Source organism: Novacetimonas maltaceti (assembly GCF_002906255.1).
In the GTDB taxonomy this organism is placed as follows: domain Bacteria; phylum Pseudomonadota; class Alphaproteobacteria; order Acetobacterales; family Acetobacteraceae; genus Novacetimonas; species Novacetimonas maltaceti.
Window position 1 is genome coordinate 1 of record NZ_POTC01000021.1, and the last position, 16399, is coordinate 16399.

At 67.8% G+C, this 16399-nt stretch carries 14 protein-coding genes; 7 read left to right on the plus strand and 7 right to left on the minus strand.

Going from position 1 to position 16399, the window contains the following annotated elements:
• Window positions 1-1075, plus strand: a 1075-nt coding sequence (locus KMAL_RS08870; protein WP_408887909.1) for a hypothetical protein, incomplete at its 5' end; no start/stop codon positions are given.
• 95 nt (window positions 1076-1170) lie between these two features.
• Here the strand turns inward: KMAL_RS08870 and KMAL_RS08875 are convergent.
• The 5 genes from KMAL_RS08875 to KMAL_RS08895 form a co-directional block, all read right to left on the minus strand.
• Window positions 1171-1758, minus strand: coding sequence for a Smr/MutS family protein (locus KMAL_RS08875; protein WP_239020043.1), 588 nt, complete (start codon window positions 1756-1758; stop codon window positions 1171-1173).
• A gap of 204 nt (window positions 1759-1962) precedes the next feature.
• On the minus strand, window positions 1963-3384 hold the full coding sequence (locus KMAL_RS08880; protein ID WP_180999782.1) for a cytochrome-c peroxidase: 1422 nt from the start codon (window positions 3382-3384) through the stop codon (window positions 1963-1965).
• A 114-nt stretch (window positions 3385-3498) separates the two neighbouring features.
• The gene (locus tag KMAL_RS08885; RefSeq protein WP_110095357.1) at window positions 3499-4359 is read right to left on the minus strand and encodes a DNA-methyltransferase; all 861 of its coding nucleotides are present in this window, start codon (window positions 4357-4359) and stop codon (window positions 3499-3501) included.
• 41 nt (window positions 4360-4400) lie between these two features.
• A complete protein-coding gene (gene mltA / locus KMAL_RS08890; protein ID WP_110095389.1) occupies window positions 4401-5639 on the minus strand; it encodes a murein transglycosylase A in 1239 nt (412 codons plus the stop codon).
• A 55-nt stretch (window positions 5640-5694) separates the two neighbouring features.
• On the minus strand, window positions 5695-6378 hold the full coding sequence (locus tag KMAL_RS08895; RefSeq protein WP_110095390.1) for a Tim44/TimA family putative adaptor protein: 684 nt from the start codon (window positions 6376-6378) through the stop codon (window positions 5695-5697).
• A gap of 226 nt (window positions 6379-6604) precedes the next feature.
• Between KMAL_RS08895 and secB the strand changes: the two genes are divergently transcribed.
• Window positions 6605-7144 carry a protein-export chaperone SecB gene (gene secB, locus KMAL_RS08900; protein ID WP_110095358.1) on the plus strand — a complete coding sequence of 180 codons (540 nt, stop codon included), beginning with the start codon at window positions 6605-6607 and terminating at the stop codon, window positions 7142-7144.
• Between the two features lie 215 nt (window positions 7145-7359).
• Here the strand turns inward: secB and KMAL_RS08905 are convergent, their stop codons facing one another.
• Both KMAL_RS08905 and hemC read right to left on the minus strand, forming a co-directional pair.
• On the minus strand, window positions 7360-8061 hold the full coding sequence (locus KMAL_RS08905) for a uroporphyrinogen-III synthase (RefSeq protein ID WP_239020041.1): 702 nt from the start codon (window positions 8059-8061) through the stop codon (window positions 7360-7362).
• 31 nt (window positions 8062-8092) lie between these two features.
• A complete protein-coding gene (gene hemC, locus KMAL_RS08910) occupies window positions 8093-9169 on the minus strand; it encodes a hydroxymethylbilane synthase (RefSeq protein WP_110095359.1) in 1077 nt (358 codons plus the stop codon).
• A 71-nt stretch (window positions 9170-9240) separates the two neighbouring features.
• On the opposite strand from hemC, the gene tsaD reads away from it, so the two are divergent.
• The 5 genes from tsaD (at window position 9241) to mutS (ending at window position 16393) form a co-directional block, all read left to right on the plus strand.
• A complete protein-coding gene (tsaD, locus tag KMAL_RS08915; protein ID WP_110095360.1) occupies window positions 9241-10350 on the plus strand; it encodes a tRNA (adenosine(37)-N6)-threonylcarbamoyltransferase complex transferase subunit TsaD in 1110 nt (369 codons plus the stop codon).
• Between the two features lie 99 nt (window positions 10351-10449).
• On the plus strand, window positions 10450-11427 hold the full coding sequence (locus KMAL_RS08920; RefSeq protein WP_110095361.1) for an NAD(P)H-dependent glycerol-3-phosphate dehydrogenase: 978 nt from the start codon (window positions 10450-10452) through the stop codon (window positions 11425-11427).
• Between the two features lie 172 nt (window positions 11428-11599).
• The gene (locus KMAL_RS08925) at window positions 11600-12085 is read left to right on the plus strand and encodes a glutathione peroxidase (RefSeq protein WP_110095362.1); all 486 of its coding nucleotides are present in this window, start codon (window positions 11600-11602) and stop codon (window positions 12083-12085) included.
• 36 nt (window positions 12086-12121) lie between these two features.
• Complete coding sequence (murJ, locus tag KMAL_RS08930) at window positions 12122-13690, plus strand: murein biosynthesis integral membrane protein MurJ (protein ID WP_110095363.1); 1569 nt, start codon at window positions 12122-12124, stop codon at window positions 13688-13690.
• Window positions 13691-13765: 75 nt separating this feature from the next.
• Window positions 13766-16393, plus strand: coding sequence for a DNA mismatch repair protein MutS (mutS, locus tag KMAL_RS08935; protein ID WP_110095364.1), 2628 nt, complete (start codon window positions 13766-13768; stop codon window positions 16391-16393).
• The last annotated feature ends 6 nt before the right edge of the window (window positions 16394-16399 follow it).

Sequence of the window (16399 nt, forward strand, 5' to 3'; positions counted from 1 at the left end):
GGATTTCCTGCTGGCGGCGCTGCCCTTCGGGGCGGCAGCACTGGCGGGGCGGGCGGGGGCGTCGGAACTGCCACCCAAGCGGCTGCCGGTGCAGGCGCAGTCCGTCACCAACCCGCAACTGCTGCTTGGCGGGGACAGGGGCAGCCCGGCCGGACGGTGGGGCAGCGTGCTGGCCCCGGAACTCGAACGCGCCTTTGGCCATGGGCAGGTGGTTTCAACCCGCATGACCGTGGGGCAGGACGGGGTCACGGCGGCCAACCTGTTCGATACCCAGACCCCGCCCGACGGCACCACCGCGCTGGCGGTGCCGGGGGCGGCACTGGTCGCCGCGCTGTCGGGCGCGCCGCGCATCCATTTCGACTACACACGCTGGCTGCCGCTGTTCTTCAGCCTGCTCTCGCCAGTGGTGATCGGGCGGGCGCAGTTGCACCACAACCTTGAAAATTTCATGCGCGATCGCCCGGTGCGCATCGCGGTCTCCACCCTGACGGGAATCGAACTGCCAACCGTCCTTGGCATGACGCTGTTCGGCCTGCGTCCCATCCCGGTTCCCGGCCTTGCCAGCGTGACGGATGCCATCACGGCGCTGCGGGACAACCAGGTTGACGTGATCCAGATCCTCGACCCGCAGGGATCGCCCGAAACACGCACGGCGATCGAGGCGCTGTCACGCGATGGCTATCGCGCGCTCTTTACCCTGACCGACAGCGTGGCGATCGAGGTTGGCGGGCAGCACGTGCCGTGCATGCGTGACGTGCTGATGCGCGAAAACCATTCGGCCCTGTCCACGCTGCTCTATGCCGCGTGGACGGCGCTGGCCGGGGCCGCATCGCTGGATATCGGGCTGGTGCTGCCGATGCTCACCCCGCCGCCCCTGGTCGCGGAATGGCGCCACGCCACCGACCTTGCCATCGACGGCACGGACATCCGCGCCATGGCCAGCGGCACGGGACGCCAGTTGCTTGATGCCGAGGCATGCGCCGCACCCTACCGGCAGATGGCGGGCGACGTGACCTCCATCATGGCGCTGCGGCGCTGGCTTTCGACCCACCTGCCCGACTGGCGGATGGGTTGAAAGCCGCTACTTTCGGTCCACTGAAATCATAAACGCTTCAAAGAACGCCGCCTTTTTGCAAACAAGGCAGCCCTTCAAGCATTCAAAACAGTCCCTCAGGCGCGCGACTGCCGTCGCAGCAGCACCCGAACCGCGCCCTGGTTGGCCGCGTGCGGATGCACCACCGCAAGGATGAAGCGCCGCAGGTCGGCACGCCCCAGCCACAGCGGCAGTTCACGGCGCAGGATGCCGCCATTGACGCCACTGCCCAGCCCGGTGATGATTTCCACACACCGCACATTGTCGGCGCGCGCCTGCAGCAGGAAGGTATGCAGCCGGTAGAACGCCGTCTGCGCGATCTGCCCATGCAGGTCCAGCCGCCGCTGCGGGCGCAGTCGGCCACTGACCAGTCCCCGCCAGCTTGTATCATCAAGGCCGGGACGCCGGACCCCGATTTCAAGCGCGCGGTCATGGTCCGTCCGGCCATGGGGGGATCGCTGGTGCAGGCCGGGCGGGTTGAGGCGACGGATACCATCGGCGGGTGCGGCGACCCTGGGGGCTGGCGCGCCTTCCTGCGCCGGGGCTGGCGGCGGCGACAGTGGCGCGCGCGGCGCGGCGCGGGCCGGGCGCAAGGGGGAAATATCCTGCGTAAAGGCCGCCCACAGCGCCTGCTCATCCTGATTGAGTATCCGACGCCGCCGCACCTTGACCTTCCTCCCGCGCCCGCTGTTCCCGTTTTCCCGGCAGATGATGACGCGCAGCAGTCCGACATGCGCCACACGACAGGACAGGGTCCTATCGCCGTTCCTTATCATGACATACTGCCATGCCCGCATCAAAAAACCCCGCCGCATGATGCGGCGGGGCCAGAACCGGCAGGATACCGGTCATTGCAGGGGGAATGACCCTTACTGCGCTCCGGGCTGTTCCAGCGTCAGGGTCTGCCCCTGGTACTTGCCCGTCAGGGTGTTGAGGAAGGCGACGATGTCGGCCACGTCCTGGTCGGAGATGTCATGATCCGGCGTCTGGTAACGCGCCATCTCCCGCACCGCACCATCAAGCGTCTTGACACTGCCGTCATGGAAATACGGCGCCGTCAGGGCCACGTTGCGCAGGTTGGGCACCTTGAAGCGTTCCATGTCCTGCTGCTGGTGGGTAACGGTGAAGCGTCCCTTGTCCGCATCGGTCAGGGCACCGCCACGCGCGGCGAAGTAATCCCCTTCCAGCCCCATGACCTCGAACGCCTGCCCGCCCATCGACGCGCCGGTATGACAGCCGGAGCAGCCGATCGTCTTGAACAGTTCGTAGCCGTGCTTTTCCTGCGTGTTGAGCGCGGTGTCATCACCCTTCAGGTACTGGTCGAAACGGCTGTCGGGCGTCAGCAGCGTCTTTTCGAATTCGGCAATCGCGGCCGTGATCGTGTCCTGGTTGATGTCGGGGCTGCCGAAGGCGGTCTGGAAATCCGTGACATAGGTCGGGTCGGCCCGCAGGCGGTCGGCCACGGCGTTCCAGTCATGCGACCCCATTTCCAGCGGGTTCATCACCGGACCGGCCGCCTGGTCCGCCAGGGTTGCTGCACGCCCGTTCCAGAACTGGCTCCTGTTCAGCGCGGCATTGAATACCGTCGGGTCATTGATCGGCCCCTTCTGGCCAAAGATGCCCGTCGCGGTCACCAGGCCATCCATGCCCGCATGCTGCAGGCTGTGGCAGCTGGCGCAGTTCAACTCGCCATTTTCCGACAGCTTCTTTTCAAAGAACAACCGCTGCCCCAGCGCCACCTTGTTCGCATCCACGGGCAGGGATTCGGGCACGGGCTGCACCGGCTCGGCGGCAAAGCGCGACGCGACCCCCGGTGTTGCGTAATGTTCGCGCCGTTCCTGCGCGATCCATGACAGGACGGCATCGCGCTGTTCGGTGGACATGCGGGCATGCCAGTGCATCAGCAGGTACAGCGAGGGCGGCATGCGGTTCTGGCGCACCACTTCCTCGATCCGGGCCATGGCTTCCTCGCCGGGGACCTTGCCGGTCTGCAGCGCCTCGATCACGGGTTCGACGCGGAAATGACGCAGCCCCTGGTCACGGTCGCGGTTCATCAACTGGTTGGCCACCGGCACCTTGAAATAGAACGGCAGTTCCACCTTGGCCGCGTGGCAGTAGTCGCACCGCGCCTCACGCAGGACATTCAGCGCCGTGGCCGAAACCGCATCGACACCCGCCCCTGCCGGTGCAGGTGCCGTTTCATGATCGAAATGGGTCAGATAGGCGACAGTGCCGCCATACGCTACGCCCCCGGCGGCCACGATCCCCAGAATCGCCTTCCTTACCGACATGTCCCTGTATTCCCCCGTCTGTGTTCGGGGATGTTCTGACCGATCGGCGGAGCATTTGTCAAAATAATCGTTTCAATGAAAACGAGTGAAAAATTCAATAACAGGAAATGCCGCTTACGCCCCGCTTTCACACAGGGCCGCGCGCACGCGTTCGCGCGCGATCGCGACATAGCCGCTGTCAAGGTCGATGCCGATTCCACGCGCGCCCTCGCGCACGGCGGCGACGATGGTGGTGCCCGTCCCCATGAAGGGGTCCAGCACGACCGCATCGGGACGGCCATGCAGGCGGATGCACATCTGCGGCAGGCTGATGGGAAAGGTGCCGGGATGGTTGTATTTCTGCGCCTTGCCCTGCACCGTCTCATAGGGCACGAACCACGTATCCCCCCGGCAGCGCCGGTCCTGGCTGTGCCCACGCCGCGCGATGTTCGACTTGTCCATATAGGGCACGCCGACCTCAAGCCGCCGGAGGCTCACATTGCCCGAATGTGTCAGGTGGAACAGGTGTTCGTGGTTGCGGTGAAGGTAGCGGTGGCTGTTGACCGGCTTGAAATGGCCGAACGTCTCCGTCCCGATCGAAATCGACTTCACCCAGCTGATATGGTTCTGCAACGCGAACAGCGCGCGCAGACGCACCGCAAGTTCGAACGGAAGCCACGGCTGCGCCGATGACCCGGCGATGTTGAGGAAGAACGACCCGTCAGGTTTCAGCACGCGCCGGACCTGGCGTGCAATCGCCACCATCCAGTCAAGGTAGCCCTGCTCATCCAGCGTATCGTTATAGGTGCTGTAGCGCAGGCCGATATTGTACGGCGGCGACGTCACCACGACATCGACACTGTCCGCCGGCATCCGGCGCAGGACCTTCAGGCAGTCGCCGCGCACCAGCTGATGCACGCCCTCGCGATACCGTATGGTGCGTGGCGGCACGGCCCCCTGTGGACCGGCCGCCGTGGTGGTGGACCGCCCCGCCATGGCTCTCTACCCCTTGTTGTCGCGTGACCGGCCATCACCGCTCAGGACGCGTTATCCCCGGCGTCCCTGCCATCGGGCGCATCCTTCGCGGCCTTGCGGGGCAGCAGTACGATCAGTTGGCCAACGGAATGCTGGGCCGCGGCATCCTGCGCCGCCTCCGGCCCCCAGCCGAGGTACAGGTCCACGCTGCCCGTCCCCTTGACGTCACGGCTCAGGTCCTGGGCGAATCCCAGCCGCCTCCACATTTCGACATGGCCTGATGCGTTGACGGCCGTATCGATCCAGACCGGCGCGCCCAGCGGGATGGCATGGCGGTCCACCGCCAGCGAACGTCCCGGTGTCAGCGGCACGCCCAGCGCACCCGGCGTTCCCACTTCGGTGGTGTCGGACGGCAGTTCGGTGAAGAAGACGTAATTGGGGTTCTCCTCCATCACGCTGCGGGCCTGTTCGGGATGCGTCTCCAGCCAGCCACGAATCGCCGTCAGGCTGACATGCCCCGCCTCAAGGTAGCCCTGCCGCACCATCACCTGCCCCAGCGGGACATAAGGCTGCCCGTTATGCCCGTCGAAGCTCAGGCGCACGACCTTCTCGTTGGGCAGGCGCACGCGTCCCGCGCCCTGGACCTGCATGAAGAACAGGTCCACCGGATCGGCCACCCACAGCAGTTCCAGCTTGTGATGCGCAAGCGCCCCGCCATCAATCTGCGCCCGGGTGGCATAGGGGACGAATTTCCTGCCCTCCCACCGGCCGGTCTGCATGTGGCCCTGCGCGTCGCGCACGCGCTGCAGGTCGGTTGGGCGGCGATAGACCGGGGTCTGGTAGATCCCGCCACGTTTCAGCGAGCCGCGGATTTCCGGTTCGTAATAGCCGGTGAACAGCGTGCCCTGCCGGTCGGGCGTGCCGATGCGATAGGGCTGGAACCAGGCATGGAAGAAGTCACGCGCCGCGGCGTCATTGTCAGGGGCGACCCTGCGCGCGGCATCACAAGCCGCCAGCCAGTCGCCCACATGGCTGCCCGCGCGGCCCGCCGTGTCGCCAAGCGCGCTGTCGGCAGGCAGGGAGCCGAGCTTGTGACATTCCTCCACGAACACCGAAAGCGCCTGCGCCGTCGCGTCGGCATCCCAGCCCGGCACCTTTGAAAATGAAATGGCCTTGGTCTTGGCGGGAAACCTGTGATGGGCATGGTGGGCGGCATGGGCGGTTCGAAGTCCCATCTGCGGGACAAGGCTATGGCACGCACACAGCAGCAGCGCCGACACAACGACAGGTACAGGCTTCATGATCAATCGGGAACAGTCTCTGGCTGGGGTGTTGCTTGGAAAGGGGGCCGGGAACTCAGGCGCTGCGGCTGGCGCCAAGACGCCACTGCGCGCCGGCGACCGCGACGCCAAGGATACGTTCGAACGTCCACAGATCCGAAAATTCGGTCACGGCATCCACGCCCGCGACGGGCTGCCCGTTCTGGTCCAGCGTCACGCTGACCTGGTCGGACACGATGCGCACCTCAATGCGGGCGTACGGCACGCTGGCATCGGGGGAAAGCTCCGCGTCCGTGATGGCCATGTCGGTGATGTCGCGGATTTCGCTGCGCATGGTTTCATGGGCCTGCTGGCGCGAGACGATCGCCGCCTCGAACGCGGTGAAGGTGCTTTCGGTCAGGTGCTGGCGCAGGGTCTCGACATCGCCCACGGCATAGGCGTGGACGATCTGGCGGAACGCGGCCTCGGCTTCCCTGATGAAGCTGTCGGGCGTAAAGCCCGGCTGGCGCGCGGCAATCGCGGACAGCACCTGCCCCACGCGCGTATCCGGGGTCGGGATGTCATAGGTCGTGGCGGGGGCCACGGGTTCGGGCGTCCCCTCGATCACCGGTGTGGGGGCGGTGGCGGGACGGATCGGCTGCGGGGCGGGTTCGGCACCGACACGCTTGCCGAGGATCCCCCGCAGGCGCACCACCAGAAACACGGCGATCAGCCCCAGGAACACCAGATCAAGGGGGAAATGCCCGAATAGAAAATCCATGCCGCCTGTCCATACCCGCGAGCGGGAGAACCCCGGCCCGTCAAAAAAATCCTTCGGCAAACATAGGCAACGCCTGCTGCCAAGACAATGCGACAGAAGCGTTTAATGCGCATATCGCGGCAATTGCATCACGACGCGACACGGTTGGCGAACGCGTGGAGGCATGCTACCGGCTTGGAACACCCGTTTTCCTTCCCCTTTCCGTTTTCAGGGAATACAGAGCCACATGACCGATACGCCTTCCATCCTTCCGAAGGACGCCGACGAGCAGCAGGAGGGACAGGCTGCTCCCCAGTTCTCGATGACCATCAACAAGCAGTACATCAAGGACCTCTCGTTCGAGGTTCCCGGTGGCCCGGCGATCTTCCAGCAGCTGCAGACGGAAAATCCCACCATCTCGTATGACATCGACGTGGTGACACGGCAGGTCACGCCCGAACAGCCCCTCTATGAGGTGACGCTGATCACGAAGATCGAGGCCAAGCTGCCGCCCGTGACCCCCGACGCACCTGCGGGTGGCCGGCCGGTGTTCATTGTCGAACTGGCCTACTCCGCGCTGGCGACGGTAACGGGCGCGCCTGAAAACATCCTTGAGCAGATCCTCATGATCCAGGTGCCGTACCTGATCTTCCCGTTCGTGCGCAACATCCTGTGCAATGCGACGCGCGACGGCGGCTTCCCGCCCGTCATGCTCCAGCCCATCGATTTCGCGGCGCTGTGGCAGCACAAGCGCAACACCTTCGCGCAGGCAGCCGGGCACGCCTGAGGGCGGCGCAGCGCATTGCGGTAATGGCAAAGGCCCGGCGGATCATCCCGCCGGGCTTTTTTCATGAATAGTGCGCCCGGTCCGGGGAAAGGTCGGCCGCGGGGCGCCCTCTTCAGGGCGCCGCCCTGAAACCCGCCAAAGGGCATTGCCCTTTGGAGGCCAGGACCCGGCCATGGATCAGGGGCCTGCAGCCCTGCAGGGCATGCGGCAAAATTTCAACCCCGCGCGCCAAGGCGGGAAAGCATCCCCGCGCTGTCGGGGGTGGGGGCGACCTCCACCGACTTCCATTGCGCGGCTTCCAGCATATCGGCCGTACGTTCGGAAATGACGATGGCGCGCACCTGCGCCAGCGCCGCACGCAGCGCGGGGGTCAGCGCATCCATGAACGCCCGCACCGTGCGTGGGGAATAAAACAGCACCGCCCCCGCATGCCCCTGCAGCAGCACGTCGCATGCCCCCGCCTGCAGCCGCCTGCGCTGCGTCACGCGATAGACGACGCGCCGCCGCACCCGGAACCCCGCGCCGCGCAACCCGTGCGCAAGGTCCATGCCATATCCCTGCCCCATCGCCAGCAGGAGCACCCCGGCCGACGGGGCGGCAGAGGACAGCAGCATCCGCCCCAGTCCCTCCGCCGTGCCTTCGGGCGCGACATGCACATGGGCGAACCCGGCGGCACGCGCACGGCGTGCGGTCGCGGCCCCGACGGCATAACAGGGAATGTTCACAAGGTCCGGCCGGGCAATGGCGGATATGGCCTGGCTGCTGGTCACGACCACGGCCTGCGGCGGGACCGCGCCACCGTGCGCCAGCGGGCACGACACGATGTCCAGCATCGGGGCGGCAACCGGGCACCATCCCTGTGCGACAGTGGCGGCCATCGTTTCGGCAAGGCCGGGGGGCGGGCGCGTTACCAGCACGCTCCCCCTGCCCCGCACCGGTGCGTGGTGCCTATTCGGCAAAGATGTCCGGCGGACTGTCGGCCCGCAGGCTGCGGCCCAGCGCATGACCAAGGCGCGCGGCATCCGACGGCGCGCCACTGATGGAGCGCTTGAGCAGGAAGGTCCCGTCCTCCCGCGCGACAAGGCCCGTCAGGTGCAGTTCCGGCGCGCCACCGGCCACCACCGGGATCAGGCGCGCATACCCGCCGATCGGCGTGCGGCACGACCCGTCCAGTTCCGCAAGCAGCGCACGTTCCGCCGTGGCGACGGCCCGGGCCTCGTAATCCTCGATCGCGGCGAGGAGTTCGCGCAGTTCGACATCGCTTTCGCGCACCGTGACACCCACGATCCCCTGCCCCGCGGCAGGCACCATGATGGTGGGATCGAGGATGACGTCGGCGCGGTCCTCCATCCCGAGGCGGCGCAGACCCGCCAGCGCCAGCAGGGTGGCGTCGCACTGCCGCGCCGCCAGCTTGTCGAGGCGCGTCTGCACATTGCCGCGCAGCAGGCCGAATCTCAGGTCGGGACGGACATGCAGCATCTGCGCCTGCCGCCGGACCGACGCACATCCCACCAGCGCGCCGGGCGCCAGCGCGGAATATGGGTCCATCGGGTCGGGCGTGGGGCAGTCGGGGCCAAGGATCAGCACATCGCGCGCGTCCTCGCGCCGCAGGGTGCATGCCAGCACCAGACCCGGCGGCAGCGTCGTCTCCAGGTCCTTGAGGCTGTGGACCGCGAAATCGATCCGCCCGTCGAGCAGGGCTTCATGAATTTCCTTGGCGAACAGCCCCTTGCCGCCGATTTCCGCCAGCTTGCGGTTCAGCACCTGGTCACCCGTGGTGCTGATCTGGTGTTCCTGGAACGCGCCCATGTCGCGCAGGACCGGGCAGAAGCGCGTCAGCACCGTCAGGAACGCGCGCGTCTGCACGAGCGCAAGCGGGGACGCGCGCGTTCCCACCTTCAGCGGCAACTGCCGGCGGTGCGGTTCGGCGCGGGGGGCGTCCTTTCGCTGGCGTGCAGCGGCCTCGGCCGCGACTTTCTGCAGCGCGGACGACGGAGCGGGGGCGGAAGACTTTGCGAAATCCATATCGCGTGTCTATTACCCCATCGCGATAAAGGAAAGATGACATTCGCCCCGAACGGACGGTATTTTGCACGATGAGCCAGCGCCCAGCCCCCGCACCCGACCTGCCATCACCCGTGCTGGCGATTGAATCTTCCTGCGATGACACGGCCTGCGCCATCGTGGCCGCCGACGGCACCATCATGGCAGAGGCGACATTAACGCAATCCGGCCATGTGCCATTCGGCGGGGTCGTGCCCGAAATTGCCGCCCGCGCGCACCTTGGCGCGCTGCCCGCGCTGGTGCGCGACGTGCTGGACCGGGCCGGGATGCGGCCGGGCGATGTCGGCGCGGTTGCCGCAAGCTGTGGCCCCGGCCTGATCGGGGGGCTGATCGTTGGCGCGAACTTCGCCAAGGGCCTCGCCCTTGCGGTGGGTCGCCCGTTCATTGCCGTCAACCATATCGAGGCCCATGCCCTGACGGCCCGCCTGCCCGGCATCACGCCCGACGGCGCGCCGTTCCCCTACCTCCTGCTGCTGGTCTCCGGCGGGCATTGCCAGTGCATCGCGGTCGAGGGCGTGGGCCGGTACCGCAGGCTGGGGGGCACGATCGACGACGCGGCGGGCGAGGCGTTTGACAAGGTGGCCAAGATGCTCGGCCTTGGCTGGCCCGGCGGCCCGGCGGTCGAGGCCCTGGCGCGGCAGGGCGACCCGACCGCCTTTGCCCTGCCGCGCCCGCTGATGGGGCGGGCGGGATGCGATTTCTCCTTTTCCGGCCTGAAAACGGCGGTGGCGCAGAAACTTGCCCCCCATGACCGCGCGGCCCTGCCACATGACGTCGCGGCGGGACTGGCGGCGAGTTTCCAGATGGCGGTCAGCGATATCGTGGCCGACCGAATCGAACATGCGCTGGACATGATGCCCGATGCGCGCGGACTGGTCGCGGCGGGCGGGGTGGCTGCGAATACGGCCCTGCGCGCGCGCCTGACCGGCATCGCGCAGGCGCGTGGCCTGCCGTTCGCGGCCCCGCCGCTGCGGCTGTGCACGGACAATGCGGTCATGGTGGCCTGGGCCGCGATCGAGACGATGCGAGAGGCGGCGTCCCGCAACCTGCCCATCCCCGACGACATCGCCCTGCGCCCGCGCCCGCGCTGGCCGCTGTCGGACATGGCCGCGCGCTTCGCCCCGGCCGGCGTCACCGCCTGAGACACGTCCGGCCGGGCCGGTTTCTCCACGCTTGCATGGGGGCCACGTTCAGGCGCATGCCAGTGCGGTCATGATACGCCACGACAGGAGCACACGGGCATGAACAGCGCGCATATCGCCGTCATCGGCGCGGGGGCATGGGGCATCGCGCTTGCCATACAGGCGGCGCGGGCGGGCGGGCATGTGCACCTGTGGGCGCGCCGGGCCGAACCGCTGCCGGACACGCGCACCCTGTCGCGCCTGCCTGACGCGCCGCTGCCTGATCGCGTCACCCTGTCCACCGAAATGCCGGTACGCGCCGATGCGATTCTCCTTGCCGTGCCGACGCAGCACCTGCGCGGCGTGTGCGCGCGGGTGCCGCCGATCGCGCCGATGATCGCATGCTGCAAGGGGGTCGAGCTTGCGACCGGGCTGCTGCCAACCGAAATCATGGCGCAGGTCCATCCCGGCGTGGCGCACGGGGTGCTGTCCGGCCCGAACTTCGCCCACGAAATCGCCCGTGGCCTGCCCGCCGCCTCCGTCCTTGCCTGCGCCGACGCGCGACAGGCCCGCGCATTGGCCGACCTGCTGACGACGCCGTCATTCCGCCTGTATGCCAGCGACGACCCCACCGGGGTGCAGGTCGGGGGGGCGGCGAAAAACGTCATCGCCATCGCCGCAGGCGCGACGATCGGCGCGGGACTTGGCGAAAATGCGCGCGCCGCCCTGATCACCCGCAGCCTTGCCGAACTCGGCCGCCTGTCGCATGCGCTGGGCGGCCGGGCGGAAACGCTGTCGGGACTGGCGGGAATCGGGGACCTGATCCTGACCTGCACGGGGGCGGCGTCGCGCAACTCCACGCTGGGGCTGGCGCTGGGCCGGGGCAGGACGCTGGAGCAGGCCCTGACGCAGGGCGGCGGAGTCGTGGAAGGGGTGACCACTGCGCCCGCTCTGCTTGCCCTCGCCCGTGCACGGGGGGTCTGCGTCCCGATCATCGAGACCGTGGCCATGCTGCTGGCGGGGGAGATCGACCTTGCGGCCGCGCGCACGCGCCTGATGAGCCGCCCGGTAGGACAGGAGTTCCACGCAACCGCGTGACGCATGGCGCCGCCGGACGCGGCCATGCCATGTTACGGGGCTTTTACACAGATCTCCCATGCAATCCCCTGCCTTCGCGTGGCAGGGGTCTTGACTGCGGGGGGCGAATATTCGCCTATCCCCAAAGGCCCCTGGCCATGCCGCATCCCTCTTCCAAGCCCGAGCAATTCCCATGACCTGTGCGTATGACTTCACGTTGCCCGCCCTGAGCGGAGAGCCGATCGACCTTTCCACCCTGCGTGGCAAGCCGATCCTGATTGTCAACACGGCATCGAAATGTGGCTTCACCCCCCAGTATGAGGGGTTGCAGGGACTGTGGACGACATGGCGCAGCCATGACCTGATGGTGATTGGCGTGCCGTCTAACGATTTCGGCGCGCAGGAACCCGGCACAGCGCAGGAAATCGGCGCATTCTGCGAACGCAACTACCATGTCACCTTCCCGCTTGCGGCGAAAAGCCACGTGCGCGGGCCGCAGGCGATCCCGCTGTTCCGCTGGCTGGCGCAGCAGGGCGGCTTCCTCGCGCGGCCACGATGGAATTTCTACAAATACCTGATCGGGCGCGACGGCACGCTGGTGAACTGGTTTTCGTCCATCACCTCGCCCGAATCACGCCGGGTCCGCATGGCGGTCGAACGCGCCGTCATGGACCACTGATGGCGCCATCACCGCGCGGCCACGGGTGCGGCGCACGTGCTTAGGGGGTTCCTGACGGTTGGCGGCTGGACCATGCTCAGCCGCATCCTCGGGCTTGTGCGCGACCAGTTGCTGGCCGCGCTGATGGGGGTGGGGCCGGTCCAGGACGCCTACCAGATCGCCTTTCGCCTGCCCAACATGTTCCGCCGCCTGTTTGGCGAAGGCGCGCTCAACGCCGCGTTCGTGCCGCTGTTCTCCTCCCTGCTGGCAACGGAAGGGCGCGAACCCGCCCGCCGCTTCGCCAACGAGACGCTGAGCGTGCTGATTGCGTGGCTGACGCTGCTGATGGTGCTGGGCGAAATCTTCATGCCCGGCGTGCTGCGACTGCTGGCCCCCGGCTTCGCCCATGACGGGGTGCGCGACACGCTCGCCGTCTCGCTCAGTCGCATCACCTTCCCCTACCTCGTGCTGATCTGCGGGGCGGCGCTGGTGTCGGGCGTGCTCAACGGCATGCACCATTTCGGCGTAGCGGCGGCGGCGTATGTCAGCTTCAACGTCGTGGGAATCGCCGCCATACTGCTTCTGCCGCCCTATGTCGGCGGCGTGGCCCCCGCCGCCGCATGGGGGGTGACGGCGTCGGGCGTGATCCAGTTCGCCATCCTGCTGTTCGCGCTGCACCGCGCGGGCATGACGCTGCACCCGGTGGTGCCGTGCGTAACGCCGCGCATCCGCCTGCTGCTCGGGCGCATGGCGGTGGGGCTGGTGGGCAGCGGCATCACGCAGATCAACCTGATGATCGACACCATCATCGCCACCCTGCTGCCGGCGGGCAGCGTGTCGCTGATGTATTTCGCCGACCGCGTGAACCAGTTGCCTCTTGGCGTGCTGGGCGCTGCGGCGGGAACGACGCTGCTGCCGGTGCTGACCCGCCACCTTGCGCGTGGCGAACTGGACGACGCGCACGCCATCCATAACCGCGCCATCGAATATGCGCTGGTCCTGACGCTGCCCGCGACGCTGGGGCTGATCCTTGTCGCGGACCCGGTGATGATGACGCTGTTCGGGCACGGGTCGTTTTCCGCCCATGATGCCGTGATGTCGGCGCAGTCGCTGCGTGCCTATGCGCTGGGGCTGCCGGCGTTCGTGATGGTCAAGGTGCTCTCCCCCGGGTTTTTCGCCCGTGGCGATACCCGCACCCCGGTCATCATCGGGCTGGGCACCCTTGCGCTCAACCTCGTGCTCAACCTGATGTTCATGCACCCGCTGGCCCATGTCGGCCCGCCACTGGCCAGCAGCCTCGCCGCCATCGTCAACGTGGTCGTGCTGGGCGCGATCCTGCTGCGCAGCGGTGCGATGCGGCTTACGGAAAACCTGATCTCGCGCCTCTCACGCATGAGCGCATGCACCGCCATCATGGCGGTGGTCGTCATGGCCCTGTGCCAGTGGACGCCGGCAGGGCAGATGATGGACATGACCCGCACGGCACGGACGCTGGTCCTGGGCGCGGTCATGGTGGTGGCGGCGGTTACCTATGGCGCGGGGCTGCACCTGACGGGCGTGATGGATGGCGGGCGCGTGGCCTCCGCCATTGCGCGGCGGCTGGGCCTGCGCGCCCGGACGCAATAGCCCCGGCGCCCTTTTCACCCTGATCGGGATTTGGGGTCTGGAAAATCGCCTGTGGCCTCTTTACACATCCATGCCATGACCATCCCCTCCCCCGAAGGCGCCACACCGGCCATGGCGCAATGGTTCGCCCTCAAGGCGGAGCATCCCGAAGCCCTGCTGTTCTTCAGGATGGGCGATTTCTACGAACTGTTCTTCGCCGATGCCGAGGCGGCGGCGGCGGCCCTCGACATCTCGCTGACGGCGCGCGGGACGCATGCAGGCACGCCGATCGCGATGTGCGGCGTGCCGGTCCATGCCGCCCCCGCCTACCTTGCGCGGCTGATCCGCCGGGGGTTCCGCGTCTCGGTCGCCGAACAGACCGAGGCCCCGCGAAAGGGGCGTGGTGCTGCGAAAGGCCCCCTGCGGCGCGAGGTCGTGCGGCTGGTGACGCCCGGCACCCTGACGGAGGACGAACTGCTCGAGGCCGGGCGGCAGAACCTTCTGGCCTGCATCGTCGCAGAGCGTGGCGCGGGGCGGCTGGGTGTTGCGTGGATCGACATTTCCACCGGCCTGTTCGAAACCGCCAGCATCCCGCCCGACGGGCTGTTTGACCTGCTGGGCCGCCTTGACCCGGCGGAAATCCTGTGCGCCGACGATATCGCGCTGGGCGATTTCGCAGCCCGCCGCGCCCCACCCGTCATCCCCGTGAACGCCGAGGCCGCGCGCCGCCGCATGGCCGAAACCTTCGGCGCGGCGAGCCTTGACGCATTCGGCACATTTTCCGACGGCGAGGCGATGGCAGGCGCGACCGCCATCGACTACATCCGTCGCAGCCAGGCGGGGCAACTGCCGCGCCTGTCGCGCCCGCAGCCCCATGACAGCAGCGAGGTCCTTGGCCTTGACCCGGCCACGCGCGCCAGCCTCGACCTGCTGCGCACGCGCGACGGGGAAAACACCCATACCCTGTTCGCCGCCGTCGATCGCACCGTCAGCGCGGCAGGCAGCCGGATGCTTGGCGAATGGGTCGCGGCCCCCCTGACGGAAAGCGGGCGCATCACCGCGCGGCAGGACGCATGGACGTGGCTGCTGGACAAGCCGCAGGTGCGCCAGTCCCTGCGTGATGCGCTGCGCCCCGCCCCGGACGTGGCGCGCGCGCTGGGCCGGCTGTCGCTGGGCCGGGGGCAGCCGCGCGACGCCGCCGCCATCCGCACCGCCCTGTCCACCGCGCGGCATGTGGCGCGCATCGTGCGCGAAAGCACGGACATCCCCGCCCTTGTCGCCCGCGCCACAGCCCACCTCGACAAGGCGACGGAGCTTGAGGCCCTGCTGGCGCGCGCCCTGTCCGACAGCCTGCCCGCGCGGCTGGAGGACGGGGGCGTCATCGCCACCGGATATGACGCCGAACTGGATGGCGAACGTGAACTGCGCGATGGCAGCCGCCGTATCATCGCGGCCCTGCAGCAGGAATATGCCGACGAATTCGGCATCTCCAACCTCAAGATCCGCCACCATGCGCAACTGGGTTATGTGATCGAGGTGCCATCGGCGGCCTCCGCGCGCATCAAGGGCCGCGAGGACCTGATCCTGCGCCAGGGCACCGCCAGCGCCGCGCGGTTCTCAACCGACCGCCTCGTCGCCCTCGACCAGCGCATCATCGAGGCGGCGGAACGCGCGGCAACACGCGAACGCGCGCTGTTTGGCGAACTGGTGCAGCGCATCCTCGCCGAACCTGCCCTGCCGGACATCGCCTCCGCGCTGGCCGTGCTCGACATTGTGCAGTCGTGTGCCGAACTCGCCGGTGGGGGAACATGGTGCCGCGCCGCCATCAGCGACGACACCACGTTCGAACTGACCGACTGCCGCCACCCGGTGGTGGAGGCCGCCCTGCCGCGTGACGCGCGCTTCACCCCCAACAGCTGCGACCTGTCGCCCGACCGCCGCGTCATGCTGCTGACGGGGCCGAACATGGCGGGCAAGTCCACCTTCCTGCGGCAGACGGCGCTGGCGGTCATCCTGGCGCAGGCGGGGCTGCCTGTCTGCGCGAAGGCCGCGCGCATCGGCATTGTCGATCGCCTGTTTTCCCGCGTGGGGGCGTCGGACGACCTTGCGCGCGGGCGTTCCACCTTCATGGTGGAAATGACGGAAACGGCAGCCATCCTCAACCAGGCGGGGCCGCGTTCCCTTGTGGTGGTGGACGAGATCGGGCGCGGGACGGCGACCCTCGACGGGCTGGCGATCGCGTGGGCGGTGCTCGAAGCCATGCACTCGACGCTGCGGTGCCGGGCCATATTCGCAACCCATTTCCACGAACTTTCCGAACTGGCCGAAAGCCTGCCGCGCCTGTCGCCGCATACCATGAGCGTACGTGAGTGGAAGGGCGAGGTGATCTTCCAGCACGAGGTCATCCCCGGCACCGCGCGGCGTAGCTGGGGCGTGCATGTCGCACGCCTTGCCGGGGTGCCCGAACCCGTGGTGCGCCGCGCGGGGCGGCTGCTTGCGGGGCTGGAAAAGGAACGTCACGCCGCCGCCCCCGCCCTGCCTTTGTTCGAGCGGATCGACACGGCCGCCCCCGCGCCGCAGGAGGAAAAGCCCGCGCTGCCGGAAAAAGTGATCGAGATGGTCACCACCCTCGATCCCGACGAACTGACCCCGCGCGCGGCGCTTGACGCCCTTTACCGGTTAAAAAAACTCCTACATTCCAGTAAGGAACATCTGGACCCGTAACTGCAA

Excerpts from the sequence above, each read along its gene's own strand:
- KMAL_RS08880 (WP_180999782.1), bottom strand. The coding sequence starts at position 3,384 with ATGTCGGTAAGGAAGGCGATTCTGGGGATCGTGGCCGCCGGGGGCGTA.
- KMAL_RS08885 (WP_110095357.1), bottom strand. The coding sequence starts at position 4,359 with ATGGCGGGGCGGTCCACCACCACGGCGGCCGGTCCACAGGGGGCCGTG.
- mltA (WP_110095389.1), bottom strand. The coding sequence starts at position 5,639 with ATGAAGCCTGTACCTGTCGTTGTGTCGGCGCTGCTGCTGTGTGCGTGC.
- KMAL_RS08895 (WP_110095390.1), bottom strand. The coding sequence starts at position 6,378 with ATGGATTTTCTATTCGGGCATTTCCCCCTTGATCTGGTGTTCCTGGGG.
- secB (WP_110095358.1), top strand. The coding sequence starts at position 6,605 with ATGACCGATACGCCTTCCATCCTTCCGAAGGACGCCGACGAGCAGCAG.
- hemC (WP_110095359.1), bottom strand. The coding sequence starts at position 9,169 with ATGGATTTCGCAAAGTCTTCCGCCCCCGCTCCGTCGTCCGCGCTGCAG.
- tsaD (WP_110095360.1), top strand. The coding sequence starts at position 9,241 with ATGAGCCAGCGCCCAGCCCCCGCACCCGACCTGCCATCACCCGTGCTG.
- KMAL_RS08920 (WP_110095361.1), top strand. The coding sequence starts at position 10,450 with ATGAACAGCGCGCATATCGCCGTCATCGGCGCGGGGGCATGGGGCATC.
- KMAL_RS08925 (WP_110095362.1), top strand. The coding sequence starts at position 11,600 with ATGACCTGTGCGTATGACTTCACGTTGCCCGCCCTGAGCGGAGAGCCG.
- mutS (WP_110095364.1), top strand. The coding sequence starts at position 13,766 with ATGACCATCCCCTCCCCCGAAGGCGCCACACCGGCCATGGCGCAATGG.